This is a genomic window from Kitasatospora sp. NPDC059571 (genome assembly GCF_042735675.1).
Lineage (GTDB): Bacteria > Actinomycetota > Actinomycetes > Streptomycetales > Streptomycetaceae > Kitasatospora.
This window is the reverse complement of the sequence record NZ_JBHWBW010000232.1, coordinates 1-11,762: the sequence shown is the minus strand read 5'-3', so window position 1 is coordinate 11,762 and position 11,762 is coordinate 1. Positions and strand designations below refer to the sequence as shown.

The 11,762-nt window shown below is 71.0% G+C and carries 8 protein-coding genes and 1 riboswitch; of the genes, 4 read left to right on the top strand and 4 right to left on the bottom strand.

What is annotated here, in order from left to right; genetic code table 11:
- The coding region (locus ACFV0G_RS23615; RefSeq protein WP_380551266.1) for a DUF2637 domain-containing protein at positions 1-484 on the top strand (484 nt) is incomplete at its 5' end.
- Between the two features lie 123 nt (positions 485-607).
- Here ACFV0G_RS23615 and ACFV0G_RS23610 read toward each other — a convergent pair.
- Positions 608-1,054 (bottom strand): DUF5994 family protein, encoded by a 447-nt coding sequence (locus tag ACFV0G_RS23610; RefSeq protein ID WP_380551263.1) that lies wholly within the window; start codon positions 1,052-1,054, stop codon positions 608-610.
- Positions 1,055-1,312: 258 nt separating this feature from the next.
- Here ACFV0G_RS23610 and ACFV0G_RS23605 point away from each other — a divergent pair, with 258 nt between their 5' ends.
- Positions 1,313-1,738 carry a CBS domain-containing protein gene (locus ACFV0G_RS23605; protein WP_380551260.1) on the top strand — a complete coding sequence of 142 codons (426 nt, stop codon included), beginning with the start codon at positions 1,313-1,315 and terminating at the stop codon, positions 1,736-1,738.
- A gap of 215 nt (positions 1,739-1,953) precedes the next feature.
- Here ACFV0G_RS23605 and ACFV0G_RS23600 read toward each other — a convergent pair whose 3' ends face one another.
- From ACFV0G_RS23600 to thiC, 3 genes are all read right to left on the bottom strand, one after another.
- Positions 1,954-4,362, bottom strand: a complete 2,409-nt coding sequence (locus ACFV0G_RS23600) for a non-reducing end alpha-L-arabinofuranosidase family hydrolase (RefSeq protein WP_380551269.1) — start codon at positions 4,360-4,362, stop codon at positions 1,954-1,956.
- A gap of 317 nt (positions 4,363-4,679) precedes the next feature.
- Positions 4,680-7,310 carry an RICIN domain-containing protein gene (locus ACFV0G_RS23595; protein WP_380551257.1) on the bottom strand — a complete coding sequence of 877 codons (2,631 nt, stop codon included), beginning with the start codon at positions 7,308-7,310 and terminating at the stop codon, positions 4,680-4,682.
- Positions 7,311-7,787: 477 nt separating this feature from the next.
- Positions 7,788-9,614 carry a phosphomethylpyrimidine synthase ThiC gene (gene thiC / locus ACFV0G_RS23590; protein WP_380551254.1) on the bottom strand — a complete coding sequence of 609 codons (1,827 nt, stop codon included), beginning with the start codon at positions 9,612-9,614 and terminating at the stop codon, positions 7,788-7,790.
- Positions 9,605-9,743: riboswitch (TPP riboswitch) on the bottom strand. It overlaps the preceding gene by 10 nt.
- A gap of 95 nt (positions 9,744-9,838) precedes the next feature.
- Here thiC and ACFV0G_RS23585 point away from each other — a divergent pair.
- Positions 9,839-10,042, top strand: coding sequence for a hypothetical protein (locus ACFV0G_RS23585; protein ID WP_380551251.1), 204 nt, complete (start codon positions 9,839-9,841; stop codon positions 10,040-10,042).
- A 200-nt stretch (positions 10,043-10,242) separates the two neighbouring features.
- Positions 10,243-11,721, top strand: coding sequence for an SPFH domain-containing protein (locus ACFV0G_RS23580; protein WP_380551248.1), 1,479 nt, complete (start codon positions 10,243-10,245; stop codon positions 11,719-11,721).
- The last annotated feature ends 41 nt before the right edge of the window (positions 11,722-11,762 follow it).

Genomic DNA, 11,762 nt, shown 5'->3' with positions numbered 1-11,762 from the left:
GCCCGCGCACGGCCGGAGGCGGTCGGGGCCGTCAGCGCCGGTGCAGTGGCCACAGGCGCTGAGCGCGCTCTTCGTCGCGCTCACCGCGGCGACGTTCGTGGTCGTCTGCGTGGTGGGCTGGATGGTCTCCTACCACCCGCTCCAGGGCGTCGCGTCCCTCCAACTGCCGCACGGTCTCTCGCAGCTGTGGCCGATCATCGTCAACGGCCCGTGGCTCGCCTGCTGTCTCTCGGTGCTGCGCGCCGCGCTGGAGGGGCGCCGCGTCGTGTACCCCTGGGCGGTCCTGGTCCTGTTCTCCGGTTTCTCCACGGCGCTCTGCATCGCCGACGAGCCGCACATGATGCCCTACATCGCGGTCGCGGGACTTCCCCCGCTCACCGCCGTCGCCTCCCTGCACCAACTCGTGCGCCAGCTCACCCTGAACGGCGCGGACCGCTCGCGTCCGTCCGCCGCCCGCCGGGCCTCGCACCGGATGTCCCGCTGACCGCCGCCTCGTCGTGCTCCGGAGAGGCCTCTCCGTCGCCGTGCCTCTCCCCGCTGTTCGTGCGGAGCTCCGTCGGAAGCGGCCTCAGCCGTGCACCGGGCCCGCCGCGATGACGGCCCCCGGTCAGCCGAACAGCAGTTCGGATGCCGGGGTGTGGTTACCGGTAACCGAGGCTCCGGCCATCGCCGAGGCGGCCGTGTCCGGGGCGGTGCAGGGCGGTACGACCAGCAGCAGGAAGTGATCCTGGAAGCCCCGTGTGACGCTGATCGTCGCATCGCTGCCGGCAAACCAGTTGACCCTGACCATCAGGCCGTTCGCCAGGACGGACCTCGGCACGGCGTCCCAGGCGGAGGTGTCGAGGCCGACCCGGACGATGCGTCCGACATGGGCTCCGAGCGCGGTGATCAGGTCCGGCAGCTCGGTGAGGACACGGTTCGAGCGGGGCCACCACGCGCCGTCGAAGACGCCCCCCCGCGCCAGGGTCGGTTCCAGCAGCAGGCGCGGCAGCAGCGGGACCCCGGGCGCCGACCACGGCTCGGAAGAGGGGGGTACGGGAAGAGGGATCGGCATCACGAGGGGCCGCCCGTCCGGTCCGGGAAGGACCAATTGTTGACCCAGGGCGACGCCGGCGCCGGTGCCGGTGTGCGGAATGTCCTCGGTTGCCTCCCACGGTACTCCGCCGCGGTCCCCCTGGGCCGCGCACCGCGGGAGTAGGCTCGGACACATCCAGGGCATCCCGCATTCCGGTACCCGTGCCGGCTTCGTTCTGGGTTCAAGGTCGGCCCGGCAGTGCCCGCGGGCGGCCGGAGACGGGAAGCGGTGAACGCCGTGACCACCCACCCCCCGCAGTCGGCACGGCCCGGCCAGGGCCTCACGGTCGCCGACGCCATGGAATCCTGCGACTACCAGATAGCCGACGACAGCCCCGTCGACCGGGCCAACGACATCTTCCACAGCGCCCACGTCGAGTACCTGCTCGTCCGCGACCACGACGGCCGCTGCGAGGGACTGGTCACCCGCAGCGGCCTCCATCCGTTCCTCACCCGCTCCTGGTACACCGAGCGGACCGCGATCAGCGCCACCGCGCACCAGCGCGGCCCGTTCGCCTGGCCGGCCATGGGCCTGGCCCTGGCCGCGGTCACGATGCGGGTCAAGCACCTGGCGGTCTGGCCGGTCGTCGACGAGGACGGCTTCGGCCTCGGCGTGCTCACCGCGGACCACGCCGCCGGCCTGCTGGCCGCCGGGTCCGCATGAGCCGACGCGGCGGCTCCCGCGGTCCTCCGCCGGGAGGTCCACCGCCGTCGCCGCATGCCGAAGCGCTCTCCTGGGAAGAGTTCTCCGCCCTCCCAGGCCCCCGCCGACGCACGGCTGGGGCCCCTGTGCGGTGGTACCGGTCAACAGGTCGAGTCGGGCCCGTTCCTACGTGCCGGCAGGCCGCACCCGATCGTGATCACCGCGGATCGGGCGGGTCAGCGCTGCAGGGTGAGGACGCCGGGCCGGTACGGCAGTTGGTCGTAGGGGCCGCCCGCCGTGGCCGACTTGCCCTGGTAGAGGAACTGCAGGTTGCAGGGGTCGATGGTCATGGTCTGGTCCGGGTTGTTGCGGACCAGGTCGCCATGGCTGATGTCGTTGGTCCAGGACGCGCCGCTGTTGGCCTTGCCGGCGAAGGGGTTGCTCTCGGTGGCGGCCTGCGGTGTCCACGAGCCGTTCAGGCTGGTGGCCGTGAACGAGCGGAAGTAGCGCTGCTCGCTCGCGCCGCGCGCCTCGACGATCATGAGGTACTGGTTCCGGTCCTTGACCTTGTAGACCTGCGGGGCCTCGAACAGGTTCTTCACGGTGTCGGTCATGACCGTGGTGTAGGAGGAGCCGAAGCTGCCCGGGAAGTTCCCGATCGGCATGCTCGCCCGGTAGATGCTGCCGTTGTCACCGGCGAAGAACAGGTACATGTTCTGGTCGTCGGCGATCAGGGTCTGGTCGATCGGGCCGGTGCCGGAACCCGCGATGCTGCCGGTGAAGAGCGGCTGCGGCGAGGACCAACCGTTGGGGTTGGTGGGGTCGCTGGACGTCCGGTAGACGAACGGCCACTGGCCCCACTGGTACGCGAGCACCCAGATCTTCTTCGGCGCGAAGTAGAACAGCGTGGGCGCCACCGCGGCCTGGCCCATCCCGCTCTGCCCGGCGGACGCCATGTCCGACCAGTTGGTGAACGGGCTGAACATCATCGAGCCGTACGACGATCCCGACACGTTCGACGCGTAGACCAGGTGCTTCCCGTTGTACACGACGTTCGTGAAGTCCTTCACCGACGCCCACCCGTTCGCCGGCTGCGCCAGTGCGCCGGTGGAGGACCACCGGTACGTCGAGGGAAGGGCGCACGTGCCGCTGGGCGCGGGAGTTGTCGGGGTCGGAGCCGGGGTGGGCGACCCGGCCGGCCGGAGGGTCCAGTGCTGGTTGGCGGCGCCCCAGGAGTCCCAGATCTGGACGGCGGTGCCGTTGGCTGTCTGGTTGCCGGGGGTCTCCAGGGCCTTGCCGGAGGAGACATTGGTGAGGGTGTAGGAGCCGTCGCCGTTGCGGGCGGCCTTCCAGTGCTGGTTGGCTCCGCCGTTGTTGTCCCAGACCTGCAGCTTGGTGCCGTTGGCGGCCTGGCCGGCCGGATCGTCCAGGACCCGGCCGCTGGCGATGTTGGTGAAGGTGTAGGAGCCGTCGCCGTTCTTGTTGGCCCGCCACTGCTGGTTGGTGGCGCCGCTGGCGTCCCAGACCTGGAGCGGAGTGCCGTTGCCCTTCTGTCCGGCGGGCTCGTCGAGGACGCGTCCGGCGGCGCCCATCGCGGAGAGCGTGTAGACGGTGCCGGAGTTGATGGCGCCGTCCGGCGTGCTGCCGCCGGCGCCGCCGAGGGTGGTGAGGACGGCGTTGTAGGCGGGCTTCTTGTTGCCGTTGCCGTCGAACAGCAGCGGGTTCTCGCCGCCGCGCCAGGAGTCGCTGTCGCGGATGCCCCAGAGGGTGATGCCGGTGCAGCGGGCGACGCCGAGGCAGGCCTGGACGGCGCTCGTGTAGGCGGTGGGGGACGCCTGGGCGATGTCGAGCTCGGTGAGCTGCACGTCCACGCCGAGCGCGGCGAAGTTGGCGAGGGTGGTCCGGAAGCTTGCCGGCGGGCCGCCGGCGCCGAAGTGGCTCTGGAAGCCGACGCAGTCGATGGGCACACCGCGGGACTTGAAGTCCTTGACCATGCTGTAGACGCCCTGGGTCTTGGCGTCGGTCCAGTTCTCGAGGTTGTAGTCGTTGTAGCAGAGCTTGGCCGCGGGATCGACGCCCCGGGCGGTGCGGAAGGCCTCCTCGATGAAGCCGTTGCCCAGCACGTTCTGGAACACCGAGCTGCGGTGCTGGCCGCTGCCGCCGTCGGCGAAGGCCTCGTTGACCACGTCCCAGGCGTAGATCTTGCCCTTGTAGTGGGTCATCTCCTGGGTGATGTGGTTGTTCATCACGCCGCGCAGGGTGTTGGCGTCCTTGACGGACTTCACCCAGTCGGGAAGCTGGGAGTGCCATACCAGGGTGTGGCCGCGCATCTTCTGGCCGTGTGCGGCGGCGTGGTTGACGATCGAGTCGGCGGGGGCGAAGTTGAACGACCCGCGGGAGGGCTCGACGGCGTCCCACTTCATCTCGTTCTCCGGGGTGACCATCTTGAATTCCCGGTCGAGAACGGTGGAGTACGTGGAGTCGCCGAGCCTGCCCGCGGCCACGGCCGTGCCGAAGTAGCGGCCGCTGACGGCCGCTGCGTCAGCGAGGGTGGTCGGCGTGCCGGCGTTCGACGTGAACGCGGCCTGGGCGACCAGTGGTACGGCTGCACCCACGGCGGCGAGCACCACGGCAGCGGCGATCAGGCGGCGGGTCGGCGGCCGGCGGCGATGAGAGCGTTTCTGATCCGACAACAACTTGCCTCTCTGGCGCAGTGGGCCTTGGTCTCGGCCACGGTTACCTGCCAGTTGCCGCCACGCACGCGAAGGTTGCCGTGATCGGGAGAACTTTTCGGTCGAGCCCGCGATCGGCGCGGCCCTCGTCCCGTCGCGGCGAGGCCGCCCCGGATCGCGCGGGAGCCCGCGGCATTCCCGGCGTCGTCGGCGCGACGGGCCATTGGTGTTCCATCAGACGCGGCGGGGCCGCGGGCCGTGCGGCCGCGGCCCCGCCCAGGGGGTCGGGATCAGGAGGGGTCGCCGTATTGGAGACCGCGTCCGTTGGTGCCGATGTACACCCGGCCGTAGGTGTCGGGGTCACCGGTGACGATGCGCTGGCCGGCGAAGTTGCCCCACTGGTGGGCGTCGTCGTTGATCCGGACCCAGCCGGCGCCCTCGTCGGTGGAGCGGAAGACGCCGGCGACGCCCTTGACGGTGCCGATCAGGTACAGCGCCTGGTACGAGGTGCCCGGTGCGGCCTTGCCGAAGCCGACGGCGGAGGCGGACTCCACCGAGGACAGCTTGGTGAAGCTGCGGCCGCCGTCGGTGGAGTGCAGCAGACCCGTGCCGTCGCCGGCGAGCCACAGGTCGCCCGCGACGCCGGGGACGGCGCTGAGCTTGCCGCCCGGCAGGTTGCCGGCGCGGGCGGTGAAGTTCGCGCCGCCGTCGGTGCTGGCGTAGAGCGTGCCGTTGTTCAGCGAGTAGAAGGTGCTGGCCGAGGACCGGTCGGCGACGACCACGGCATCGTTGCCGAGGCCGTTGACCTTCGACCAGCTCGCGCCCCGGTCGGTGGAGCGGTACGGGGCCTGGCCGGCCTCGGTCCAGACGAAGCTGGAGCCGTCCGCCGCGATCGCGATGCGGCCGCTGTCCGCGCTGGGCACCGGCTCGCCCTTGAAGCCGTTCCAGGTGTGGCCGCCGTCGGTGGAGAGGGCGCCGTCCTGCTTGCCGCCCCGGCCGACCCGGACCACCAGCGAGGGGGTGGACTGGGCGTAGTCGACGGAAGTGCTGTTGTAGATCTCCGGGTTGGTCAGCCGCCCGGTGGGCTCCTTCGTGAGGTCGTCGTACACGAAGCCGCCCTGGTCGCCCAGCGAGGTGATGAGGGCGGCGGCCCCGGGCGGGGAGACCGCGTCGTAGTACGCCGTCTCCTCCAGCCCGCGGGCTCCGATGAACCAGTGGCTGGTGCCGCCGTTGTCGGTCGCGTTGGCGTCCTTGCTGGCCCAGATGCCGTTGCCGGTGCCGTACATCACGTGCCCGGAGTCGAACGGGTCGATGCTCAGCGCGGTCATCCAGTGCCCGATCCCGGTGCCGAGGTACGGGGCGATGGAGGCGTCGCGCACGGACCTGTCGGACTGGGTCTTCCAGGTCGCACCGCCGTCGGTGCTGCGGTAGACCTCGTCCTGCGGCCACCAGCGGTCCAGCGTGGTGACCATCACCGTGGACGGCTTCTGCGGGTCGACGGCCAGACCGGCGAACCCGTAGCCGCCCTGGGACGGCGAGATGTTCTTCCACGCCCCGCCGGAGGTGTTGTACTTCCACACCGAACCCGCCGTCACGCCGTTGGGCCCGGGGGCGTTGCTGTACGTCAGGTACAGCGAGCCGTCACCGGAGAGCACGCCGTGCTGCGGCACCTGGCCGGTGGGCTGCCCGGAGACGGCCTGCCAGGTGTTGCCGCCGTCGGTGGAGCGGTACAGGTTGGTGGACCTGTCGGCGACGCCGACGTAGATCGTGTTGCTGCCGGCCGGGCCGTAGGTCACGAAGGAGATGCCGGTGCCGAAGCTCGCGCCGTTCTTGACCGGGAACGAGGAGACCTGGTTCCAGGTCTGGCCGTGGTCGGTGCTGCGCCACAGGCCGTTCTTGCGGGTGCCGAGCAGCAGGGTGTCGTGGTTCGCGGGGTCGATCACCAGGCGCTCGCCCGCCCCCCGGCCGTCCTCGTTGCCGCCCAGCTTGAACGGCAGGTCGGTACGCTGGAAGGTGCGGCCGCGGTCGGTGGAGCGCAGGATCGCGCCGTTGCCGGCCCAGTCGTTGGTGTAGGTGCCGGCCGCGAGGTAGAGCCGGTCCGGGTCGACCGGGTCGGTGGCCAGCGACTCGATGCCCAGCAGGTTCCAGTCCTTCTGACCGACCCAGTCGGTGAGCGGTGTCCACTGCTCGGCGCCGGTGTCCCAGCGGTACGCGCCACCCATGTCGGTGCGCGCGTACAGCAGGCCCTTCTCCTTCTGGTTGAAGACCAGGCCGGTCACGTAACCGCCGCCCGCCACCGGGGCGTTCCGCCACACGTACGATCCGGACCCGGTCTGCGCACCGCCGCTGTCAGCCACCTTCACCAGCTTCCACTGCTGGTTGGCACCACCCCACCCGGGCCACTGGATGATCTGCGCGCCCTGGTCCATGGAGTTGCCCGTGACGTCCAGGACCTGACCGCTCTTGCGCGAGGTGAAGGTGACGGCGTCGGAACCGCTCACATCGCCGATCCGCCACTGCTGGGAGGCGGAGGAGCGGTCCGTCTGCTGTTCGGCGGCAGCCGCCTGGCCGGTCGAGTCGCCCGCTATGCCCAGCACCTTGCCACTGTTGCGGTTCACCAGCTCGTAGTAGCCGTCCCCGGTGGACTTCAGCCGCCACTGCTGGTTGGCGGTGTTCTGGTCGGTCCACTGCTGGATCCGGGTGCCGTCGGCGGTGGAGAAGCCGTTGACGTCCAACACCTTGCCACTGCGTACCGAGACCAGCCTGTAGTAAGCACCGCTGTCGACCGTCGCGGCCTGGGAGTCCTCGGGTGTGAACATGAAGTACGAGACGCCGGCGAGGGGCACACCGAGCGCAAGAGCGGTGGCGCTCAGACGACGGCGGTGACGCCCGCGGCGCCCGCCGTTCAGGGGGTTGCTCATGGGTGGACGTTCTCCTTGCGAACTGTGCACGACAGAAGGCGGATCGGGACACCGGCACTGGCCGGATCTGCTTCCTTGTGGTCACAGGCTCCGCAAAGGGTTGCCGCGAGCCGGAAACAATTTCCGGTCACCTCGTGGTGAGGTGGACGCCGATCAGCGTCCGGGGTGACGTCGGCTCCCTCGGCGTCGACGTTCCACCCGCGCGTACCCAGAAGGGTCGACGTCCGTACAAATGGCTCAAGAACACGGCTGAGCGGTCATATCGGATGCGGTGGCGCTGAGGAGCACCGCCGCACACGTCGGCAGAACGGCTCCTGCCGACGCGCCGCCGGCGCGGACCAGGCCGTCCGGCCATGCCCGGCGGCGGGTGAGCACGGACGGTTGGCGTTCACCCGTCGTCCGGCCGCCCGGTAGGCCTGTACGGCGACGCGCCGTCCCGGAAGGCGAAAGTCGCTCGGGACGGCGCTCGTCTGCAGGTCAGTCAGCCAGCGGCAGGTACACCCGGTTGCCCTGGGCGGCGAACTCCTCGGACTTGGCCTGCATGCCGGCCAGGGCCTCGGCGTCGTAGCCGGACTCGACGGCGGTCGCTCCGTCGCCGTGCTCGTCGCGGATCTTCTGACTGATCTTCATGGAACAGAACTTGGGGCCGCACATGGAGCAGAAGTGGGCGGTCTTGGCGGGCTCGGCGGGGAGCGTCTCGTCGTGGAAGTCGCGCGCGGTCTCCGGGTCGAGCGCCAGGTTGAACTGGTCCTCCCAGCGGAACTCGAAGCGGGCGTCGGAGAGCGCGTCGTCCCACTCCTGGGCGCCCGGGTGCCCCTTGGCGAGGTCGGCGGCGTGGGCGGCGATCTTGTAGGTGATGACACCGGTCTTCACGTCGTCCCGGTTGGGCAGGCCCAGGTGCTCCTTGGGCGTGACGTAGCAGAGCATGGCGGTGCCCCACCAGGCGATCATCGCGGCGCCGATGCCCGAGGTGATGTGGTCGTAGCCGGGCGCGACGTCCGTGGTGAGCGGGCCGAGGGTGTAGAACGGCGCCTCGTCGCAGATCTCCTTCTGGAGGTCCATGTTCTCCCTGATCTTGTGCATCGGGACGTGGCCCGGGCCCTCGATCATCACCTGGACGTTGCGCTCACGGGCGATCCGGCCGAGCTCGCCGAGCGTCTGGAGCTCGGAGAACTGGGCGTCGTCGTTGGCGTCCGCGATGGAGCCGGGCCGCAGGCCGTCACCGAGCGAGAAGGTGACGTCGTAGGCCGCGAGGATGTCGCAGAGCTCCTCGAAGTTGGTGTAGAGGAAGTTCTCCTCGTGGTGCGCCAGGCACCAGGCCGCCATGATCGAGCCGCCGCGCGAGACGATGCCGGTCTTGCGCCGGGCGGTGAGCGGGACGTACCGCAGCAGCACGCCGGCGTGCACGGTCATGTAGTCGACGCCCTGCTCGCACTGCTCGACGACCGTGTCGCGGTAGACCTCCCAGCTGAGGTCCTCGGCGCGGCCGTCGACCTTCTCCAGCGCCTGGTAGAGCGGCACGGTGCCGATCGGCACGGGGGAGTTGCGCAGGATCCACTCGCGGGTGGTGTGGATGTTGCGGCCGGTCGAGAGGTCCATGACGGTGTCGGCGCCCCAGCGGGTCGCCCAGGTCATCTTCTCGACCTCCTCCTCGATGGAGGAGGTGACCGCGGAGTTGCCGATGTTGGCGTTGATCTTCACCAGGAAGTTGGTGCCGATGATGGCCGGCTCGACCTCGGGGTGGTTCACGTTGACCGGGATGACGGCCCGGCCGCGCGCCACCTCGGCACGGACGAACTCCGGCGCCAGGCCCTCGCGGAGGGCCACGAACTCCATCTCCGGGGTGACCACGCCCTGCTTGGCGTAGGCGAGCTGGGTGACGGCGGCTCCGCCGCGGCCGCGCAGCGGACGGCGCGGCCGGCCGGGGAAGACGGCGTCGAGGTTGCGCAGGTTGCCCCCGCGCGGCGCGGTGTGCCGGATCCCGTCGTCCTCCGGCCTGGCCTCCCGGCCGTCGTACTCCTCGACGTCGCCGCGCTGGCGGATCCAGGCGTCCCGCAGCGCGGGCAGCCCGCGCCGCACGTCCGCCTCGTAGGACGGATCGGTGTACGGGCCGGAGGTGTCGTACAGCGGGACGCTGCGGCCGTTGGTGAGGTCGACCTCGCGGTACGGGACCCGCAGGTCGGGGCGGCTGCCCTCGCGGTAGGCCTTGCGCCAGGCCGGGGTGGGGTAGCCGGTGGACGCGCTGCGGACGGTGCCGGCCGCCCGGCCGGAGGCAGACTGCGGCTGTGCTTCGAACGTGGTCATCAGACCTCTACTCCCTACGCCGGCATTACCCGGTCAGGTTCCTGCGGTCGGCGCAGCGGTCGGTTCGCGTACCCGCGGACCTTTCAGCGCCCTCTCAGCCCGGTGCTCCGAGCTCCCGTTGGTCGCAGGCGGCTGCCTGCAACAAGACGTCAACACCGTAGCGGGCGCTCCCGCCCCGGTCCAGACGGGTTCCGGCCAGCGGACTCCCGGGGCACACTGGGCGCATGGTGGGCAGCACGGGGCGGGTGACGGGCCGGGTCGGGCCGGGTCTGGTCGGCGAGGTGATGGTGCACGTCCCCGGGCGCGGCGGCACCGAGGCGTTCCTCGCGTACCCGGCGGTGCCGGGGGAGAGCCTGTCGCCGGGGACGGCGGTGGTGGTGGTCGAGTACCAGCCGCCGCGGACGGTGTACGTGGCCCCGCTGATCTGACCGGCCGCCAGGGGCGGTCGGCGGCGCTGCGGACGGCGGTGACCGGGCCGGGACGCAGTTGCAGCAAAGGCTCGACAAAATGCTCTTCCCAAGTGATCGGGAGAGGCGCAGAATCTCCTGCTGCCACCGCGTTCCGCGCCTTCCTGCACAACAGAGCGCAGCCACGGAACACGGGTGTGCCCTGAAGGGGGAATCAGCCGATGCTCATCGGCATCGCAGCAGCGGCCGGCCTGGCCGCACTCATCATCCTGATCGTGCTCTTCAAGCTCATGTGGCGGGTCGCCGAGCCGAACGAGGCACTGATCATCTCCGGTTCCAAGCACCGCTCCGAGGGGGTCGCGGACGGGCTGGGGTTCCGGATCGTCACCGGCCGCGGCACCCTGGTGATGCCCGGCGTCCAGGTGGTGCGCAAGCTGTCCCTGGACCTGAACGAGGCCGACCTGGACGTCGAGTGCGTGACGTCGCAGGGTATTCCGGTGCACGTCAAGGGCGTTGTCATCTTCAAGGTCGGGGACGACCCGGTGTCCATCGCGAACGCGGCACGCCGCTTCCTGGACCAGCAGAAGATGATGGGCCACCGGGTGCACAACGTGTTCGCCGGCCACCTCCGCTCCATCGTCGGCGGGTTGACGGTCGAGGACATGATCCGCGACCGCGAGCGGCTGACCGGCGAGACCCGGGCGGCGTCCGGCGCCGAGATGGAGAAGCTCGGCCTGATCATCGACTCGCTGCAGATCCAGGAGATCCTGGACCCGACCGGCTACATCAAGAACCTCGCCGCGCCGCACGCCGCGGCCGTCCAGCGCGACGCGCGCATCGCGGCCGCGGAGGCAGACCGGCAGGCCACCCAGGCGGAGCAGGAGGCGTTCGCCCGCAAGGCCGAGGCGACCCGCAACTCCGGTATCCAGCAGGCCGGCTACCAGGCCGAGATGGAGACCGCGACCGCCCGGGCGATGCAGGCCGGCCCGCTGGCGCAGGCCGCCGCGCGGCAGGAGGTCGTCGTCCAGGAGACCAAGGTCGCCGAGCTGGAGGCGCACCGCAAAGAGCAGCAGCTCCAGGCGGACGTCCGCAAGCCGGCCGACGCCCGGGCGTACGAGACCCGGACGAAGGCGCAGGCCGACCGTGACGCGCGGATCTCCGCGGCCGAGGCGCTCGCCCGGGAGACCGAGCTGAAGGCGGCGGCCGAGGCGAACCGGGTGAAGATCGCGGCCAACGCCGAGGCGGAGGCCACCCGGGCCCGCGGTCTGGCGTCCGCGGAGGCCACCAAGGCGACCGGCCAGGCCGAGGCGGCGGCGGCCGAGGCGAAGGGTCTGGCGGCGGCCGAGGCGGCCCGCGCGCTGGGTCTCGCCGAGGCCGAGGCGATCAAGGCCCGTGCCGCGGCCCTGGCGGAGAACCAGGAGGCCGTGGTCGCGCAGCAGCTCGCCGAGAACTGGCCGGAGATCGTCCGCGCCGGTGCGGACGCGTTCGGCAACGTCGAGCACATGGTCCTGCTGAACGGCGCCGAGGGCATGGGCGACATGTTCGCCAAGGCGCTGACCATGGGCGGCACCGGCCTGGGCCTGGCCCGGCAGCTGCTGTCCGCGATGAGCCCGCCGAAGGAGTCGGCCGAGGGCGCCGAGCAGGCCGCGCAGCGCGTGGTGACCCAGGCGATCCCGGTCCAGGACGGCAGCCAGTCCTGACCTTCGCCGCACGCCGGACGCCCGCCCACCGCAGTAGCGGC

Coding starts and splice junctions, on each gene's coding strand:
- ACFV0G_RS23610 (WP_380551263.1), bottom strand. CDS start 1,054: ATGCCGATCCCTCTTCCCGTACCCCCCTCTTCCGAGCCGTGGTCGGCG.
- ACFV0G_RS23595 (WP_380551257.1), bottom strand. CDS start 7,310: ATGAGCAACCCCCTGAACGGCGGGCGCCGCGGGCGTCACCGCCGTCGT.
- thiC (WP_380551254.1), bottom strand. CDS start 9,614: ATGACCACGTTCGAAGCACAGCCGCAGTCTGCCTCCGGCCGGGCGGCC.
- ACFV0G_RS23585 (WP_380551251.1), top strand. CDS start 9,839: ATGGTGGGCAGCACGGGGCGGGTGACGGGCCGGGTCGGGCCGGGTCTG.
- ACFV0G_RS23580 (WP_380551248.1), top strand. CDS start 10,243: ATGCTCATCGGCATCGCAGCAGCGGCCGGCCTGGCCGCACTCATCATC.